Genomic DNA, 19,759 nt, shown 5'->3' with positions numbered 1-19,759 from the left:
TTAAAGTAACACGCCAAATATATAGGTATTTATTTAGAGTAACGGATTTCTGAATGTTAATATACAGTGTCGGAAGGTACTTTTTTTACTTTTTTCAGTTCCCCTGTAACGTAGTTCCCAATGATGTAACATCTGTCATATAGAAGTAACGATGTTCTTAACTTATGAATCCAGTGTGTAAGGCCGTTCCGTTGTAAAGGAGATACATTTGCCTCGTAGAATAATCAACAGAATCTAATATCGAAAATAGTTTATCATGAAAATCCGAATCATTTGTTTATTCAGTCTGGTATATGTAGCTTCCGCCTTTTCGCAACCGAAAGATACTGCCTGGAAACAGTTGAGCCTGCGGGAAAAGATCGGGCAGACCATGCTGATGCTTCCAGACAGGAAACTGGAACTGGAGCTGGGGAACGGTTCGCTGGAAGCTTATTTCAAACGGTATCCGGTGAGCGGTTACTTTATGGGTTGGAAGTTGTTTACCGGAATACCCGATGCCGACCGGGTGGAGTATGTCAGAAAATCGGTCGAAGAATACCAGCAGGCTTCCTATATGCCGCTGATCTTCCAGCAAGATTACGAGATGGGTGTCGGTATGCAGGGAATGACCCCTTTTCCGAAGGAGATGGCACTCGGAGCTACTGATTCGGAAGAGATGGCATATAACTATGGTAAGAGCGTTGGATTGGAATGCCGTTCATTGGGGATCTCCTGGGTACTTCATCCTGTAGCCGACCTGAACCTGAACCCCTTGAACCCTATCGCCAATACAAGAAGTATCTCGGACGACCCCGACAAGGCGATCCGTCTGCTTTCCCGTCAGATAAAAGGCTTACAGGATAACGGTGTGGCGGCAACGATCAAGCATTTTCCCGGCGACGGTGTGGACTACCGCGACCAGCATCTGATGACTACCTGTAATTCCTTATCCCGCGAGAAGTGGGACGAGTATCATGGAAAGGTTTTTAAAGCATTGATAGATAGCGGTGTCGCCTGTATCATGCCGGGGCATATCACTTTACCCTGTTACCAGAAGGAAAAGATGAATGGTCATTATCTACCAGCGACCTTGTCCGAAGAGTTATTGACCGGCCTGCTGAAGAAAGAAATGAATTTCCAGGGAGTCATTGTCTCCGATGCCATGACGATGGCCGGTTTCCGGGGATGGTATGAAGACCGGCTGGAAGGTGAAATACAGAGTTTCCTGGCAGGAGTGGATATCTTGTTATGGCCCTCTTATCAATACATGGATACGCTGGAGGCACGCATTACCCGGGGAGAGATCCCGATGGAAAGGCTGGATGATGCCGTCGGCCGTGTGTGGGCGATGAAGGAGCGTTTCGGATTATTGTCGCCTGACCGGAAATTGTTGTGTGCCTTAACGGCTGACGAACAGAAAGATATAAAAAAGGCTTCCCGGGAGATTACGGAATCTTCCATAACGTTGGTCAGGGATATCGATAAAAAGTTACCTTTATCACCGGAAAAGGATAAGAAAATATTGCTGGTTGCCGTAACTCCTGTTGCGAAAAAAGGGAATGATCGGGATTATACGCGTTTACTGAATCTGAAGGAAGAGTTTGTCAGAAAGGGATTCGATGTCGATTTTCAGCGGAACATATTATATGAGAATCAGGGATGGGAAGACCAGTCGACCGAAAAGTACGATCGGGTTATTTTCCTTGTGGCACGTAATACGCATACTCCTTTCGGCCCGTTGCAGTTATGGGATGATGAAGCACAATCGGTTTGGGCGGCCAATGCGATGGATAAAAAGAAGATCATTGTCATTTCATTGGGAAGCCCCTATGTAGGGACTGAGTATTTTGAACGCGTAACGACCTATATCAATACGTATTCGAACGATGCTTCCACACATCAGGCGTTGCTGAAAGTGCTGACGGGTGAACTACCGTTCCGGGGAGTTTCACCGGTCAGTCTGAATCCCCCGTTGTTTAACTTTAATGATAGATAAAGATGAGAAACCGCATATTACCATTGATCTGTATATTTTTTTTGGGAGGGTTGCTCTTTTGCAATCCGGCAAAAGGTATTAATCCGGACGGTTTGCAGTCCCGCGGAGGACTTCCTGCTTTCTTTGCAAAGATCAGGGAGAAGCAGGAAGTGACGGTTGTCTTTCTGGGTGGAAGTATTACGAACCATCGGGGTTACAGGATGCAGATCACGGAGTGGATGGAACGGAACTATCCGGAGATAAAGATCCATGCCGTGAATGCCGGTATCGGGGGAACCGGTTCCGACCTGGGTGTTTTCCGGACCGATGAAGATGTGCTCCGCCACGATCCCGACCTGGTGTTCGTTGAGTTTGCAGTGAACGATTCGAAAACCGATTCGTTGCTGATCTGCAATTCGATGGAAGGGATTGTCCGTAAGATCAAACAGCAGGATCCGGCAACGGATATCTGCTTTCTGTATACCCTCAATATCGGGATGCTGGATGATCTGAAAGCAGGGAAGACTTACCGTTCGGTCCGTTTTATGGAAAACGTCGCCGGGCACTACGGCATCCCATCCGTCAACTTCGCTTATGATGTGATGGACTTACTGAATAAAGATCAATTAGTTTTTAAGGGAGAGAAAGATAAAAGTTATCCGGGGAAGGTTGTTTTTACGAACGACGGTACGCACCCCACTTTCGATGGCGGTCATGTGATCTATACCCGGACACTGGCCGCGGCACTGACGGAATTAGGAAAACAACAAGCCGGTTCTGCTGCTTTCCGTATGCCTGCCCCTTTGTATCCGACTCATTATGAACAGGCAAAGATGTATTCTGTAGATGAATTTGTCCGAACGGGAGGTTGGCAGCCTGTAACGAAAGATGATAAGGTGTACCAATATTTTCAGGGAGACTCGGGTAAGCTGCCTGTTTTATTGAGTTCCGCCGATCCGGAAGATTCCATCGTGGTACGGTTTAAAGGTATCCGTGCCGGGCTTTTTGATGTGATCGGACCTTCTTCCGGAGGTATTTCCGTACAGACGGACGGGGAAGGATCGCAGTATATACGCCGATTCGATGTGTATTGCGGTAATACAAACCGTACTTCCTACCACCTGTTCGATACGCTTGACAATGGGATGCATACCATTATAATCAAGCCTGACAGCCGGTGGTTCGATAAAAAGGAAATTTATTCTTCACGACCGTCCGGTGTGAAAGAATTATCCTATTTCGATGAGTTCAATACTTATATAGGAAAGATCCTTGTCGTTGGAGAGGTGGTCAGATGACCGCGTATGTATTACTGGGATATGAAAGGAGATCGACGAATAGTATAATTGATTAAAAAACGAGTGCCTATGAAGATATGCTGAGTACAGAGAAGGAACCGGATACGTTGTTTTCCGGGATGGTTCAAATGTGTTATGTATTTGAGATAACCTGAATTTATTACTAACTAATCATTAATTTATTGTATGGATTTTATCATAAAAAACACGCATTGTAATATGAGAAAACTGTCGTGGCGGTTTAAAAGCCGTAAAATAATGAGTTGTGTCCTTCTTCTTCTTTTGTTGGGGACACTACAGGCAATGGCACAACAAAAGATTACGGGAGTTGTGAAAGATGTATCGGGCGAAACGATCGCCGGAGCAAATGTGATGGTCAAAGGTACTACTACGGGAACAATGACTGATCTGGACGGACAATTCACATTGGATGCTTCGCCGAATGCCGTTTTGCAGGTATCGTTTATCGGCTATGTATCTGAAGATGTCAAGTTGGAAGGGAAAACCTCTGTTATCGTTATTCTGTCGGAAGATACACAGGCTTTGGACGAGGTGGTCGTAGTCGGTTATGGATCGGTGAAGCGGCAGAACCTGACCAGCTCCGTATCCAAGATCACGGACGAAGCTGTGAAAGACAGGGCAATCACAACGCTGGGAGAAGCTTTTCAGGGACAGTTGGCGGGTGTCCGTTCTTCTGCTTCCGGCGGTGGTGTTCCGGGGGAAGAACTGGTGATCCGTATCCGTGGTATGAATACGATCAACGGGGATAGCAGTCCATTATATGTTATTGACGGCGTTCCCCGTGACAACATGAGTGATCTTAACCCGACGGATATTGCTTCTATTCAGATATTGAAAGATGCTTCCGCTACTTCTATCTATGGTTCAAGGGGAGCGAACGGGGTGGTCCTGATCGAAACAAAGCAGGGACAAGGTAAACCGACGATCACATTCGATGCCTATTATGGCGTTTCTACTCCGGAGAAGAAACTGGATGTGATGTCCGGTGAAGAATGGGTAGCGTGGAATATGTTCCGCAGAAACCTGAATCACCTGCGTGCAGGCGGCTCCATGAGCGACCCGATGTCGGCAAGAAGTGCAGGGAATCAGATCCCTTCCTCCTGGGCGTCTACTACGGAATTTACCGACTGGCAGGATGCGGTCATGCATACGGCTCCGATCCAGAGCTACCAGGCTTCTGCTTCTGCCAAAGGCGATATCGGGAGTATCTATTTCTCTGCCGGTTATATGAACCAGGAAGGTATTGTAAAGTATTCTTACTATGAAAGACTGAATGCCCGCCTGAATGCGATGATGAATATCACGAAGAAATTACGGACTGGGGTGAATGTTTCCATTTCGCATTCTGACCGTGACGGTGCAGATTCAAATGGAGGTAGCAACGGTAAAGGAAAGGAATCGTCTTTGCACCATGCTCTTATGCTTACTCCGTTAATGAAACTGACGGAAGGTACCCGCGACTGGGGATTCCCCGAGAATATAGGGACAACTTATCCGAATCCGGTAGAACAGTTGAAGTACACGACCGATAATACTAAATTCATGCGTGTGGCCGCATCTGTTTGGGGAGAATATGATATTCTTGACGGGTTGACCTTCAAAACCCAGTACAGTTATAATTATGACGGTAAAACGTATGAGTTCTTCCAGCCGGGTAACGTGACTTATTCCAATGGGAATGTGACCAGGGGGAACAGTAACTCTTCAAATACCCGTAACTGGGTTTTCCAGAATACATTGTCTTACGATAAATCGTTCAAGGATCATAACCTGAGTGTTTTGCTGGGACAAAGTGCGGAAGAGAAAAATTATTATATAATATCTGCTGCTGCCAGCGGATGGCCGTATGAGTCGATCGAAACATTAAATGTGGCGACGACGCCTACTACAGCGACAACGCAGCGTACTGCTTATACTACCGCTTCCTTCTTCGGGCGTGCTAGCTATGATTATAAGGAAAAGTATCTGTTGACAGTCAGTGCCCGTTATGACGGTTCCTCCCGTTTCGGCTCAAACAAGAAATGGGGGGTGTTCCCTTCTTTCTCTGCCGGCTGGAAAATCAATGAAGAGTCTTTTATGGAGAGCCTCGACTGGATTTCCTTATTGAAACTGAGAGCTGCCTGGGGTATGTCGGGTAACGACCGTATCGGCGATTATACCTATATGGCACTCTTGGGAAGCTACAATACTTCCTGGGGAGATAAGGTCTCTTCGGGTGTTGCCCCGAGCAGGATCGCTAATGAAGACCTGCAATGGGAATCGACGAAGACACTGGACTTCGGCCTTGATTTCTCCGCCCTGAAAAACCGTATACAGTTTAATTTCGACTATTATATCAATACCACGGACAACCTGTTGTTCAGTGTTCCCATCCCTTATACGACTGGTTTCTCCTCTTATACGGCGAATGTCGGTTCTATCAGGAACAAAGGTTGGGAGTTGGATATTACTTCTCATAATATTGTTGGGAAATTTGACTGGTCGACTTCTCTCAACTTCTCCCGCAACCGCAACGAAGTATTGGATATGGGTGAGATTGACCAGTTCACTTCTACTTCCTGGGATGCCCAGTTCATTACGAAAGTAGGAGGACCTGTATCCCAGTTCTATTGCTACAGGACAGATGGTATCCTGTTGCCTTCCGATTTCGATGCCAATGGCAAAGCGTTGGTTCCGATCCTTGCCGGTCAGGAAGTGGGTAACGTGAAGTATGTAGACCAGGATAAGGACGGTCAGATCACTTCTGCCGACTATGTTCCTTATGGCAATAACCTGCCGGACGTGGTATTCGGTTTGACGAACCGTTTCTCCTGGAATAATTTCGACCTGAGCATCTTGTTACAGGGACAGATCGGCGGTGATGTCCTCTTCCTGGGATCCCGCCAGTATGACAATGGCGGTGCCAATGTGAACGGTTTGAGAAGATGGCTTCGTTCTTATAAGCCGGACTATCTGGCATTATACGGCAGCAATGAAAATCCGATGCCTGTCGATTACCTGTCGCAACATGGTATCGATCTGTCATGGGATGGGGAAACTCCTAATCCGGTGGGTAAGAATGACAATAATGACGACCGCCGTATTTATGATGCCACTTATCTGAGGATAAAGAATATAACATTCGGTTATACAATTCCTAAGCAGGTGTTGAAAAATACTATCCTGAGTAATCTGAGATGTTATGTTTCCCTGGATAATTTGAAAACGTTCGACAGTTATCCGGGGTATACGCCGGAAACGAACAGTTTCGGAAATGCTACTACGATGATGGGACTGGATTACAGTACTTATCCGTTGAGCAAAAGGGTTATTTTTGGTGTGAGTGTCGTATTTTAATTAAAAATAAAGGATATGAAACAGTATAAGAAAAGTCTATATAAGTATTTTATTCTGCTGGCGATGGGTGGTTGTACACTATTGACGGGATGTAATGATTTTCTGACCACGATCCCGGAATCATCCTATAGTGCGGCAGGTTCCTACCAGTCACAGTCGGATTTCGACTATGCAATAGCAGCGGTTTATGCAGCTCAGCAGGAGCTTTACAAAACGAATGACTGCTGGTATCGTTTAATGATCGCCCGGAGTGACGATACCCGGAATGGGGCCGGCTATACTTTTGGAGTAGACCAGTTTACCGATTCGGACGATATCAGCTACTTGTCTTCCGCCTGGCAGAAGTTGTGGACGATCATTTCCCGTAGCAATATGATCCTAGATAAGATAGATGCCGTCGATTTTCCGGATGCTAACCTGAAAAATGCCATCAAAGGGGAAGCCTATACGTTACGTGCCTGGTCCTATTATACGTTGGGATGGATGTTCGGTGGTATGCCCTTGATCGATAAGGAGATGTCGGTGTCAGAAATTAAGACGATCGCCCGCTCTACACAGGAGCAGACATTTGAGTTTGCAGCAGACGATTATAAGAATGCGATTGGCTTGTTACCGGATTCATGGAGCGGCTCTAACCTGGGCCGGATCACGAAGTATGCGGCAGAAGGTGGCTTAGCACGTTTGTATATGTTCCAGTCCAGGTTCTCGGATGCTAAACCTTATCTTGCCGATATTATCAATTCCGGTTTGTATGCAATGGAAGAAGAGTATGTGAACTGCTTTACCGATTCGCACGATAATGGAAAAGAACGGGTTTGGGAAGTACAGTTCACCGGAAACCTGACTGGGGAAGGACAGACTTTTACCACCGGCCTGTTACCGGAAGGATATAAAGAAGGGGTATTGATGCCTTTTGCCGGTTATTCAACGGCCATGTATGTCTCGAAAGATATGGTGGCAGCCTATGAGGAGGGCGATCTGCGTAAAGATGTCTCTATCGTGACGAATTTGGTGATCAACGGAGTGGTTGAATCGAAATATCACTATATCCTGAAATATATCCATTATGATGCGTATACGCCGCAGACACAATCGGACTGGGCGAATAATCTGCCGGTTATCCGCTATACGGATGTGAAAATGATGTATGCCGAATGTTTGAATGAAGAAGGATATGCTGCCAACGGAGAGGCATTCAGGATTTTGAATGAAGTACGCGGCAGGGCAGGACTTCCCGCTTTGACGTCGGCTACGGTACCTGACCAGGATGCTTTTCGGAAAGCAATCATGCAGGAACGCCGCGTAGAGTTTGCATTCGAAGGTCTACGTTGGAATGATCTGGTTCGCTGGGGAATTGCACAGGAGGTCATAAACAAACATTTCCTCGATGAAGACGAAGGTGGGGGACGTTATTCTATGGATGGTGAATACCGGGAGATCTTTGCAATACCTTTTGATGAATTGTCACGGTATAACAATAAAAATATCATGTGGCAGAATCCGGGTTATTGATTCTCTGACTGAATAAAAGGAACCGTTCTCCATATAGAGAGCGGTTGCCTTTCTTTTTTACTAATACTTAAATTGGCGACTTATGAACCGAATATATGTTTCCTTATGTTTCCTGTTGGCAGGACTGATTGGCTGGTCTTGCAGTAACGGCGGTCAATATAATGACGGTTATATCAAATATGAACCGGTAACCGTCTCTGATTTCGACAGACAGATATTATTGAAGAATATTGCTGAGATGGATAAAAGGTATGATCTGGAAGGCAGGATGATTACGAAGGTAATCAAAGACTGGAACTACCATACTGATGCTATGAACGGAACTTTTCATGAGGTACGCGCTTCCTTTTATTATGCTGTCTCTTTGCTAGACTGCGGAATGAAGGAGTACGAACAGCGTGCTTTCGATGTAATAGACAAAACGATCTCTTTGCAGGATACCGATCCGAATTCTCCGTCCTGTGGTGTATGGCCTTACTATGAAGAAGAGCCGTTGGCAACAAAGAAATCGCCGATCGATTATAACTGGGCTGATTTCAACGCTGTCTCTTTGCTGGATATTTATATGGGGCATAAAGACAAGCTACCTGCCGCCCTGTTGAAAAAGGTAGAGAATGCCTTGGTACTGGCTGCTAAATCCGTACAGAAAAGAAACTGTGGTCCCGGCTATACGAATATAGCGATCATGGGAACCTATGTGACCTATGTCACTTCTCATCTTTTTGATATGCCTGAAATGCAGGAGTATGCCAATGAACGGTTGAAGAAGTTCTATGAGTATACGCAGGAGAAAGGTGGCTTTTCCGAATATAACAGTCCGACTTATTCGATCGTGGCTATCGACGAACTGAACCGTATGCAACGCCATATCGTCGAGCCGGAAGCTAAACGGATGATTGATGAATTATATGTGAAATGCTGGGAAATGATAGCACGCCATTACCATAAAAAGTCGGCTCAGTGGGCAGGCCCGCATAGCCGTTCATACCGGACACTGGTGTCGACATCCTATTATGGCATATTGAAAGAGGCTTCCGAAGGTAAAGTAAACCTGGGATATGACCCGGAAAGAGTAGATGTGAAGACTAAACATCATATACCGGAAAACTTACTGTCTTATTTTCTGACTCCTGACTATCCGCGTACGGAGACAGATATCTTTGAAAAGGAAGAACCGCAGATTGTCGGGACGGCTTATCTGACGGATAACTATGTCCTATCTTCTGTTTCGAGATCGAGCATGTGGAACCAACGCCGTCCGTTGACTGCTTACTGGGGCGAATTGAATATGGCTCACTATTTACAGGTCCGCCTGCTTCATGATATGTATGATTTCAGTACGGCTTCTGTCTTTACCCGGCAGAAGGAGAATAAGGTGTTGGCTGTCATTAACTTTGGAACAAATGGCGGTGATAAACATATCAGTATCGACAGGATACGGGACGGGAAGTTCAAAGCGAAAGACCTTCGTCTGCGTTTTGAGTTCGGTAGTTGTAAAGATTTGGATGTCAGTCTGCCGGTCAGGGAGAATGTGGCTTTTACAGCAGAAGCATCCGGGTGTAAGACTGCTATTCGCTTGCTGGAAGCTCGTTTTGATCATCTGAAAGGATACTGGGAAAAAGGGGGTGACGGAGAGAACAGTTGGGTGGATTATGTGATCTATTCCGGTAATGAGAAAGATTTTGATCTGACTCAGGTAGCACAGGCTATTTATGCATTTGCATTGTCATTTGGAAATCAGTCGGATGAACTGTCGGTCGACGGAGCCGATGCTGTTATTTCAGATAATGTGTTGAACGCTTCCTGGGGGGATTTGTCTGTTCAGGCTCCGGTGAAACCCGGTAAGAATCCGGCTAATTTGTAAAATATGATAAACAGGAAATATATGAGACAAATTCTATGTTTGCTTCTGGTTCTGCTGATAGGAGGGAAAGACGGCGCTCATTCTCTCCCATTGGAAGTAAAGCCGCTGGCGGACCAGGTAAACGGCCAGGTCAGGGAAGTACCGGATGAGAGCCTTGACCCGGCGAGTTTTCCTGAAGGTTTTACTCCGAGAGAGATCGGGGCGAAGCTTGGCAGGCATTTTATACCGGGAGAACATTTTCTGCACGGAGGAAAGTGGATACATTATGCGGAAGTTTGTACCTGGTTGGGGGCTTTGAAGTATGCGCAGATCGCCGGCGATAACGAATTGACAGGAATGCTGGAGAAACGTTTTGAGCCTTTGTTTAATGAGGAGAAAGCTTACTTGCCGGTCAAGAACCATGTCGATCTGAACATGTTCGGCTGTCTGCCCCTGGAGTTTTACCGGGTAACTAAAGAGCAGAAATATTATGATCTGGGGATGCCTTATGCCGATACGCAGTGGGAGTTGCCGACAGATGCCACACCGGAAGAAAAGAGGAATGCAGAGAAAGGTTTCTCCTGGCAGACACGTCTTTGGATCGATGATATGTTCATGATCACGATCGTGCAGAGCCAGGCATACCGGGTAACCGGAGAGAAGAAATATATTGACCGTGCTGCCCGTGAAATGGTCTATTACCTGGATGAGTTACAACGATCGAATGGCTTGTTTTATCATGCTCCCGACGTCCCCTTCTTTTGGGCAAGAGGGAACGGTTGGATGGCTGCGGGCATGGCGGAGCTGTTAAAGGCATTGCCTGAGAATAATCGGGACCGGGATCGGATACTGGAAGGTTATCGTAAAATGATGGATAGTTTGAAAGCTTACCAGGGAAAGGACGGCATGTGGAATCAGTTGATAGATCAATCGGATTGCTGGCCTGAGACATCCGGTTCGGCGATGTTTGCTTATGCGATTATCACCGGTGTAAAACAGGGATGGCTGGATAAGAAAGAATATGCTCCGGTTGCACGCAGGGCCTGGTTGGCACTGGTTCCTTATATTAATGAAGAGGGAGATGTTCGTGAGGTTTGTGTAGGAACGAATAAGAAAAATGACAAACAGTATTATTATGATCGTCCGCGTATTGCGGGGGATTATCACGGGCAGGCCCCTTATCTTTGGTGTGCTACGGCACTTATGGAATAAATCGGTCTGGGTGTACCGGACAGGCTGGAAGGTACATCCGGGTTTTCTTAAAAAGAGCTATGTATATGAAATCGGGATTCAGTAAGTTCGGTCATTGGTTGTGTTTTATTGTTTTTGTTCAGTTACCGGCCGGGCTTTTTGCTGCCGGGATTGTGCGGCAGATAGAAATTGTAAATGACTGGGAAATCCATAAACAGGATGAACCGGTTGTGGTCGGTTTGAAAGATATTGACATTGATTTTGATGTCCGGTCGGTAAGGGTGTGGGATGGTGAGCGGGAAATCGCTTCCCAACTGGATGATCTGGATGGGAACGGGCTAGCGGATGAACTGGCTTTTGTAGCAGATATACCGCCTCGCTCCCGAAAGGAGTTCAGAATCGAATTCTTCTCTGTTGATAAGTCAAATGATTATACGTCCCGTGTTTATGCAGAAATGTTGATCAGTGACCCTAAAGGAAAACATATACCGGTCCGGTCGCTGACGGTCCCTGCTTCCAGTTATGTCTATGATCATCTGCATCATCATGGTCCTGCTTTCGAATCGGAGTTGGTTGCTTATCGTATTTATTTCGATAAGAAACAGACGGTAGATATTTACGGAAAGTTCACAAAACGGCTGGAGATTGAGAAAAGCCGGTTTTATCCGACAGATGAGCAGCTTGCCCAAGGCTATGGGGATGATGTCCTGCTTGTCGGGAATAGTTGCGGACTAGGTACGTTGAAAGGTTGGGATGGAGTGCAGGCTACTCATATAGAGAATGCGGAAGCCTTTAGTGAAACGATATGTGCCTATGGTCCGATCCGGACGGTGGTAGATGTTCGTTCTCATCGCTGGAAATACCAGGGTTCCGATTTGCAGATGACGATCCGTTATATTTTGTATGCAGGACATCGCGATTGTGAAGTGCAGGTTTATTTTAGTGAACCGTTGAAAAAGGAGGTGTTTAGTACAGGACTTCTGAAAATGAAGGATTCCCGGTCTTATTCCGATCATAAGGGAACGCTGGCTTGTTGGGGAACAGACTGGCCTGTAGGCGATACGGTTAAATACGCTAAGGAAACGGTAGGGTTAGCCGTTTCTCTTCCTGACGATTTGATCCGGCAGGAAACTGAAGATCGATACAATGACTTGTATATTATACAGGCGGAAAGGAGGTGTTCATTTAGTTATCATATTGTTTTCACTTCTATGAAGGAGTCTTTTGGTTATAAAGATGCGGGTGCCTGGTTTGAATATGTCAGACAATGGGCTGAAGGTTTAAAGAAAAAATGCCATGTGAAGATCTGGTAAAATAGCATCGACAATAAATATGAAGGGGATTAGGACTGCATACCAGTCCTGATTCCTTTCACATGTGTATATGGGCACCGTCGGAATAGTAGTGTAAAAGGAGTTGAAACAGTTATTCTGCCAATAAAAAGTAAATGATAATAAGTTTTACATAAGTTACTTAAGAAGATATTATTATCTTTGATGAATAGAATTATCGAAGGAAAAGTTTATCCGGTAAGTGGAGGATAAACGCTGTTGTAAGAAACTTATGATACTGGTCAGTCGGATTTGAATTTTAAATACTAAGTATATGAAACGATTACTATTTACATTGTTGGGTTTGTTAACCTTCGGAGGCTTGCAAGCTCAGAACATACCTGCCGACAAATTGTATGGATTGGGAAACTGGGATGCCGACTCGCTGGGTAATCACCGGGTAGTTGTCTCTGTAGAGAAACCGGTGGATGCGGTACTGGCTACTATCGAATGGCGCCGCCGTGACCAGAATCCGGAAGATAAGAATCTGATTGTAGTGGATGCGACGACCGGAAAACGGATTACCAATGTATGCCGTTTCGCTGTGAACCGGGAGAGAGGGGAAGTGGCTTTCCAGCCGCAGACTGTTCCGGGAGAGTATTACATCTATTACCTGAAAAATGTGATGAGCGGTAGCCGTTATTATCCGACTGTCAATTATCCTCCTTTCGAGAATACCGCTTCGGCCGGCTGGGTAAAGAAAAATAAATTGTCGGGCAAGAAAGCTCCTTCGCTTCCGGCTGCCCGGATCGTGCAGTTCCAGGCGATCGACCAGTTGAATAGCTTTTATCCGATGGAGGTGATCGCGACGGCCGACGAGACTGCCCGCCTGTTGAAAAAACATCCTTCCGAGAACTATATTTTGTTTACCGAGGACCGGAAATATCCGATTCGCATGACGACCGATATCCCTTATAAGTGGATTGCCGATGACCGGCACGATACCTTTACGGGAGAGGCCGATAAAGGCGAATATTATGTATTCCAGCTGGGCGTATGGGCGGCCCGTACGGATGTGGAGAATCTGCATGTGGACTTTTCGGCTCTGTCTAATGCAGTGACCGGCGAGCAGATACCCGCCTCTTCGTTTACCTGTTTCAATGCGGAAGGGACGGATGTGACGGGAACAGTATTTAAGAAGAACTGCTCCGTCGAACAGGGTAAGGTACAGGCTTTATGGATTGGTACACAACTGCCGGAGCATCTTTCTTCGGGAACCTATCAGGGGACGGTGACGGTCTCTGCTGCCAATGCGGAAAGTAAAACGGTGCAGGTCTCCTTGCGTGTATCTGAAAATGTAATAGCGAATCACGGTGATAACGAGCCCTGGCGCCATTCCCGTCTGCGGTGGCTCAATTCGCAGATAGGTTTTGATGACGAGGTGATCGCTCCTTATACGCCGTTGGTGATGAAAGATAAGACAATCGGTTGCCTGGGGCGTGAGGTTACGCTTTCGTCCTTGGGATTGCCTGCCGGCATTACCAGTTATTTTAAGGAAACGATGACGGGAATCGGAACCGACGGGCGGTCTGTCCTATCGGCTCCGATGGAACTGGCAGCGGATGGCGGTGCCTGGGAGAATCTGAACTTTGAGATCACGAAGCACAAACAGGGAGCTATCGCCTGGAAGGCTTTGAACCAGAACAGCCGTTTCCTGATGGACCTGGAAGGGGAGATGGAATCGGATGGGAATATCGAATATAAAGTGACGCTCATTGCCCGCGAAGATGCTTCCGTGGAAGATATAGGACTGCGTACGCATCTGGCACCCGGCATAGGACGTTATATGATGGGGCTGGGAGAGAAAGGCGGTTATTGTCCGAAAGACCTCCGCTGGAAATGGAACGTGGAGAAAAACCAGGATGGCCCCTGGGTAGGCGATGTCAATGCCGGCCTCCAGATCCGTTTCTACGACAATACATATGAACGTCCGTTGAATACGAATTTCTATCACCAGAAGCCGCTGCATATGCCCGTTTCCTGGTGCAATAACGGAAACGGCGGCATCGATATCAACAAGGCTGCCGACGGTACACGGATCAATGCCTATTCCGGGCAGCGGGAGGTAAAGAAGGGGGACAGACTGTATTATTATTTTAATATCGCCATCACCCCGTTCCGTCCGATCGATACGGATAAGCAATGGCGCGAACGTTATTATCATAGTTATGATTTTATAGAGAAGGTTGAAAAGGTGGGTGCTAATGTGATTAATATACATCATGCAAACGGCATCAATCCTTTTATCAACTATCCGTTCCTGCGGACGAAGGAGATGAAGGCTTATATCGACGGAGCGCATGCGCGGGATATGAAGGTGAAGATTTATAATACGGTTCGCGAACTGTCCAACAGTTGTGTGGAGATGTTCGCTTTGCGCAGCCTGGGGAATGAGATTTTCTCGGAAGGTCCCGGCGGCGGTTTCTCCTGGTTGCAGGAACATTTGGACCAGAACTACATCGGCGCCTGGTTTGTGCCCCACCTGAAAGATGCGGCAATCGTAAACAGCGGCGTTTCCCGCTGGCATAATTATTATCTGGAAGGCCTCGACTGGCTGGTAAAGAACGTGGGTATCGATGGCTTGTATATCGATGACCTGGCATTTGACCGCATGACGATGAAGCGTATCCGAAAGATCATGAACCGCACGAATCCGGGCGCGATGATCGACCTGCATTCGGCAAACCAGTATAATGAGCGCGACGGCTTTGCCAACAGTGCGAACCTTTATCTCGAACATTTCCCGTATCTCGACCGCCTGTGGTTCGGCGAGTATTTCAATTATGATTTTCCTCCTGAGTTCTGGTTGATAGAAGTCTCCGGTATTCCTTACGGTTTGATGGGGGAAATGCTGGAAGGCGGCGGTAACCCGTGGCGGGGCATGTTGTATGGCATGACCGGCCGCAGCCCGCGTGTAGATAATGGCCCGTTGTGGAAGTTATGGGATTCGTTCGGTATGCAGCACAGCGAAATGATCGGCTACTGGGTGAAAGATAATCCGGTGAAGACAAACAGCGAAAAGACATTGGCGACTATCTACCGCCATACAGGAGAAAAAACATTGATCTCGCTGGCAACCTGGGAAGATACGGATGCTAAAGTGACTCTTTCCGTGGATTGGACGGCGCTTGGCCTGGATCCGTCGAAAGTAACGTTGTATGCCCCGGAAATAGAGAATTTCCAGCCGGAAACAACCTGGAAACCGGGAGATGAGATCACTGTCCCTAAAGGAAAAGGGTTACTGATTAGTGTGCAACAAAAATAGCTGAGGTGATTTACGGTTGAAGTGCCGGAAACAATGTTTCTCCCACTTCAACCGTGAGTAAACCTGCCGGAAACATTGTAAATTCCATTTCAACCCTGAGTAAATATGCCAGAAACATTGTAAATTTGATTTCGCCCCTGGGTGAACCTGCCAGAAACATTGTGAATTCCATTTCGACCCTGCGTCAAGTGGTCAGAAACATTGTTTCCGGCATTTCAACAGTATTATTAGCCTAAATATCATTATATGAAAAGTAATATAATCCTTCTTTTAGTTGCAATAATTATGTTGCAACCATTATCAGCACAGCAGCAGGCGGTTGTAACGGAAACGTTGCAAACAGTAAAAACCTATCCGTTCTCCGACCCCGATCCGGTGGCCGATCCTTCCGACTTGTTTTATCCCTATTTCCGTTTCGACGGATTCTCTGCCAAAGGAATAGACAAGGAGTGGAAAGTCGTTACGCTTGAAAACGACTATATCCGCCTGACCCTTTTCCCGGAGATCGGAGGGAAGATATGGGGAGCTGTGGATAAGACCTCCGGAAAGGAGTTTATCTATAATAACCATGTGGTGAAGTTCCGTGATATTGCCATGCGCGGACCCTGGACTTCGGGCGGTATCGAATTTAATTTCGGTATAATAGGCCATGCGCCGACCTCCAGCACACCTGTCGATTACCTGACGCAACAGAAGAACGATGGCAGTGTAAGCTGCTACGTCTCTTCCTACGACCTGGTGACCCGTACGTTTTGGACTGTGGAAGTGAATCTGCCGAAAGACAAGGCTTATTTTACTACCACGACAACCTGGCATAACGGATCTTCCATCGATCAGCCTTATTACCAGTGGATGAATGCCGGTTATCGGGCGGCCGGAAATGCACAGTTCTGTTATCCGGGAACCAATTATATCGGTCATGGCGGCGAACTCCATTCGTTCCCGCTCGACGAACAGGGACGCGATATTTCCTGGTATGAAAAGAATGATTTCGGAAACTCGAAGTCTTATCATGTACTGGGCAAATACAATGACTTCTATGGCGCTTACTGGCACGATGATGATTTCGGATCTATCCATCATGCGGATTATGATGAGAAACTGGGGATGAAGATTTTCCTTTGGGGCCTGTCCCGTGAAGGTGGTATCTGGGAAGATCTGTTAACCGATACCGACGGGCAGTACATCGAATTGCAATCCGGCCGTATGTATAACCAGCCTGCTTCCAACAGTGGTTTTACTCCTTATAAGCATACCGCTTTCGGCCCTCAGGCGACAGACCGTTGGACGGAATACTGGTTCCCGGTAAAGGGGATCAAAGGCGTGTCGAAAGCCGGCCGTGTCGGGGCATTGAATGTATTGCGTGAAGATGGTTATCTGAAATTATATTTCTCCCCGTTACAGCAACTTTCCACGACCTTAAAGTTGTATGACGGCGATGGAAAGGAAGTGCATTCTTTCCCATTGGCCTGTGGCGTATTGGAGACCTGGAAAGATTCCATTCCGTTGAATGGGGTTGTAGCCCGGGGAAACCTGAAAGTGGTTGTTGGCGAAGACCTGCTGGTTTATTCGGAGGTACCTTCGGATAACATCACCAGTCGCCCGAAACAATTGCCTGCCGATTTCGACTGGAACTCGGTATATGGTCTTTATACGCAGGGTGAACAATGGATGAATCAGAAGGTCTATGACAAAGCGGAGAGGTATCTGGCTGCCTCTCTGAAAGCAGACCCTTATTTCCTTCCGGCACTGACAAGCCTGGCTTCTTTGTATTACCGTCAGGGACGTTATGAAGAGGCATTGGCGCATTGCCGGACGGCACTTGGCATCAATACGTATCAGGGTGAAACCAATTATTTGTATGGCTTGTGTAATATGGCTTTAGGAAATAACACGGATGCCAAAGACGGTTTCTCGGTAGCGTCTTATTCCCCCTCCGTGCGCAGTGCTGCTTATGAGAAGCTGGCAGAGATGTATCTGATCGACCGTAACTGGACAAAGGCGGAACAATATGCGTTGAAGAGCAAAGAGTTTAATAAACGCAACCTGAGTGCGGATCAGGTATTAATGGTAGTCTATCGTAAGACAGCCCGGTTGCCGGAAGCAAAAGCGCTTATCGAACCGCTGCTGGAGGAGCTTCCGTTGTACCATGCAGCACGTTTTGAACAACTCTATCAGGGCGACGGCTCCGGGCATCCGATAGATGATTTTCAGTCATTGATACGCAACGAACTTCCTTTTGAAACTTATATGGAGTTGGCTGAATGGTATGAGTCGGTCGGTTGCACAGAAGAAGCTTTGTCTCTCTTGTCCTGTGCCGGCAACTATCCGGTTGCCCTCTACAAACAGGCTTACCTGTTGCACCGGACAGGCAATGACGATGAAAGCCTTCGCGTGCTGCAACGTGCTAATGAAGCTTCTCCGGAGATGGTCTTCCCTTTCCGCCCCGGCTCTTTGAAAGCGTTGGAATGGGCCGCAACCGTGCGTCCCGACTGGAAGATCAGTTATTATAAAGGCTTGATCTACTGGGCAAATCAAAACAGGGAGAAAGCATTGTCTTTGTTCAATGATTGCGGGGAGACCGGTTATGCCCCCTTCTATCTGGGCCGTGCTTCTTTGAAGAGTGGTGAAGAGCGGTTGGTAGACTTGCTGAAAGCGGAGCAGGTCGGAATGTCATGGCGTACAGGGTTTGCATTGATAAATCAGTATACTGCGAACAACCAATGGCAGCAGGCTGTTGAGACCGGAAAGAAGTACATAAAGAAATATCCGTCTAATTATTATATCGGCCTGAAATATGCAAAGGCTTTATGTGAAACAGGCCAGTACCAGCCTTGCATTTCCTTACTGAACAAGATGCAGGTCCTTCCGAATGAAGGCTCGTATGCCGGACGTGCCGTTTATCGTGCCGCTAACCTCTACCAGGCAATGGAACAGCTGAGCCGGAAAAACTACAGGCAGGTCATGCGAAATGTGGAAGCCTCAAAGGAATGGCCCGAAAACCTGGGAGTAGGCAAACCTTATGACGATATGATCGATAGCCGTCTGGAAGATTATCTGGAAGCAAAAGCCTTGACGGGGCAGGGGGATAACCAAAAAGCAGCGACACTCTTGTCGTCTGTGGCCGGTTATAAAACGTCACGTTCCCGGTTTGGTTCCGGCAATCTCCTGACTGCACTGGCCTTGCGTGAGCTGGGAAAAGAAGTGGAAGCGGACCGTATGGTTGCCTCCTGGGAAACGGATTTCCCTGAAAACCGGATTACCCAGTGGTGTGCAGCCGTTTACCGCGGCGAGATGGAAAAAGCCTCCGGAATGCTCAAGTCCCGCAATGAACAAGCGGATACGACCCCGTGGGAAACTTCTTTCCGTGATTCCAATTTCGATCTGATCGTCCGCCTGTTTTCTACGGCAGACTAATGAATATAAAAGCCATTCACCTTCTTTGCAACTACAGCTATGCCGGAATGCGAGGTGTTGGGATATTATACATACGACGTGACCGACCTGTTGACCGATGGGGATAATTGCATTGTGCCCGTTTGAATCCGGGTTGGTACATAGTCTGTGTAAGCATACCTATGTCTATTGTATGGGTATCAATATAGTAGGTATCCCATCTAACGATACCGGCAGGCTATCTTTATTTGTGTGTAAATATATGTTATTTATTGTCCTTTATAAAAGTCTTTTATTGTCTATAAAACTTAAGTGTATAGGGCGTTTTGTACAAAAAGAACCATTCTGTCATTTTTATAACATTTAAAGTCATTTTTCTAAACAATATTTATTTCCGAGTGAATACTTTTGTTGTTGTAAATATACTGGCCATATAATACAAAGAATCTATCATGTTTAACTTTAAATGTAATATGCCTATGCCCTAATTGTAATTGAAAGCACTAGTATCAAATTTATACAAAGTACAATTTTGATAATCTTAAACATATCAGGTAAGACTGATAAAATACTCTATTCTTAATAACATAACAAATGTGAAATAAGTATGAA

The 19,759-nt window shown here is 46.6% G+C and carries 9 protein-coding genes; all 9 read left to right on the top strand.

Annotated features, from left to right (window positions below; translation table 11 throughout):
• Nucleotides 1-256 precede the first annotated feature (256 nt).
• The 9 genes from DWW91_RS00055 to DWW91_RS00015 all read left to right on the top strand — a co-directional run bounded on the left by DWW91_RS00055 (nucleotide 257) and on the right by DWW91_RS00015 (nucleotide 19,168).
• A complete protein-coding gene (locus DWW91_RS00055; RefSeq protein WP_122326592.1) occupies nucleotides 257-1,975 on the top strand; it encodes a glycoside hydrolase family 3 protein in 1,719 nt (572 codons plus the stop codon).
• 2 nt (nucleotides 1,976-1,977) lie between these two features.
• Nucleotides 1,978-3,252, top strand: coding sequence for a GDSL-type esterase/lipase family protein (locus tag DWW91_RS00050; protein WP_122326591.1), 1,275 nt, complete (start codon nucleotides 1,978-1,980; stop codon nucleotides 3,250-3,252).
• A gap of 219 nt (nucleotides 3,253-3,471) precedes the next feature.
• Nucleotides 3,472-6,609, top strand: a complete 3,138-nt coding sequence (locus DWW91_RS00045) for a TonB-dependent receptor (protein ID WP_010801105.1) — start codon at nucleotides 3,472-3,474, stop codon at nucleotides 6,607-6,609.
• A 15-nt stretch (nucleotides 6,610-6,624) separates the two neighbouring features.
• A complete protein-coding gene (locus tag DWW91_RS00040; RefSeq protein WP_010801104.1) occupies nucleotides 6,625-8,121 on the top strand; it encodes a RagB/SusD family nutrient uptake outer membrane protein in 1,497 nt (498 codons plus the stop codon).
• 82 nt (nucleotides 8,122-8,203) lie between these two features.
• Entirely contained in the window at nucleotides 8,204-9,985 is a 1,782-nt protein-coding gene (locus DWW91_RS00035; protein WP_046145914.1) for a hypothetical protein, read from the top strand.
• A 21-nt stretch (nucleotides 9,986-10,006) separates the two neighbouring features.
• Nucleotides 10,007-11,176: a glycoside hydrolase family 105 protein gene (locus tag DWW91_RS00030; RefSeq protein WP_010801102.1), complete on the top strand. Its 1,170-nt coding sequence runs from the start codon at nucleotides 10,007-10,009 to the stop codon at nucleotides 11,174-11,176.
• Nucleotides 11,177-11,241: 65 nt separating this feature from the next.
• Entirely contained in the window at nucleotides 11,242-12,468 is a 1,227-nt protein-coding gene (locus DWW91_RS00025) for a DUF4861 domain-containing protein (protein ID WP_122326818.1), read from the top strand.
• A 292-nt stretch (nucleotides 12,469-12,760) separates the two neighbouring features.
• Nucleotides 12,761-15,751 carry a glycoside hydrolase domain-containing protein gene (locus tag DWW91_RS00020; protein WP_122326590.1) on the top strand — a complete coding sequence of 997 codons (2,991 nt, stop codon included), beginning with the start codon at nucleotides 12,761-12,763 and terminating at the stop codon, nucleotides 15,749-15,751.
• A 246-nt stretch (nucleotides 15,752-15,997) separates the two neighbouring features.
• Nucleotides 15,998-19,168 (top strand): DUF5107 domain-containing protein, encoded by a 3,171-nt coding sequence (locus DWW91_RS00015; protein WP_122326589.1) that lies wholly within the window; start codon nucleotides 15,998-16,000, stop codon nucleotides 19,166-19,168.
• Nucleotides 19,169-19,759 lie beyond the last annotated feature (591 nt).

The organism is Parabacteroides sp. AF17-3, assembly GCF_003635445.1.
GTDB classification, from domain to species: Bacteria; Bacteroidota; Bacteroidia; order Bacteroidales; family Tannerellaceae; genus Parabacteroides; species Parabacteroides goldsteinii.
The sequence above is the reverse complement of the archived record's forward strand: the minus strand, read 5'-3'. Positions and strand labels throughout refer to the sequence as shown.

What these genes read in the sequence shown, in the direction of transcription:
- DWW91_RS00055 (WP_122326592.1), top strand. Translation starts at nt 257, where the DNA reads ATGAAAATCCGAATCATTTGTTTATTCAGTCTGGTATATGTAGCTTCC.
- DWW91_RS00050 (WP_122326591.1), top strand. Translation starts at nt 1,978, where the DNA reads ATGAGAAACCGCATATTACCATTGATCTGTATATTTTTTTTGGGAGGG.
- DWW91_RS00045 (WP_010801105.1), top strand. Translation starts at nt 3,472, where the DNA reads ATGAGAAAACTGTCGTGGCGGTTTAAAAGCCGTAAAATAATGAGTTGT.
- DWW91_RS00040 (WP_010801104.1), top strand. Translation starts at nt 6,625, where the DNA reads ATGAAACAGTATAAGAAAAGTCTATATAAGTATTTTATTCTGCTGGCG.
- DWW91_RS00035 (WP_046145914.1), top strand. Translation starts at nt 8,204, where the DNA reads ATGAACCGAATATATGTTTCCTTATGTTTCCTGTTGGCAGGACTGATT.
- DWW91_RS00030 (WP_010801102.1), top strand. Translation starts at nt 10,007, where the DNA reads ATGAGACAAATTCTATGTTTGCTTCTGGTTCTGCTGATAGGAGGGAAA.
- DWW91_RS00025 (WP_122326818.1), top strand. Translation starts at nt 11,242, where the DNA reads ATGAAATCGGGATTCAGTAAGTTCGGTCATTGGTTGTGTTTTATTGTT.
- DWW91_RS00020 (WP_122326590.1), top strand. Translation starts at nt 12,761, where the DNA reads ATGAAACGATTACTATTTACATTGTTGGGTTTGTTAACCTTCGGAGGC.
- DWW91_RS00015 (WP_122326589.1), top strand. Translation starts at nt 15,998, where the DNA reads ATGAAAAGTAATATAATCCTTCTTTTAGTTGCAATAATTATGTTGCAA.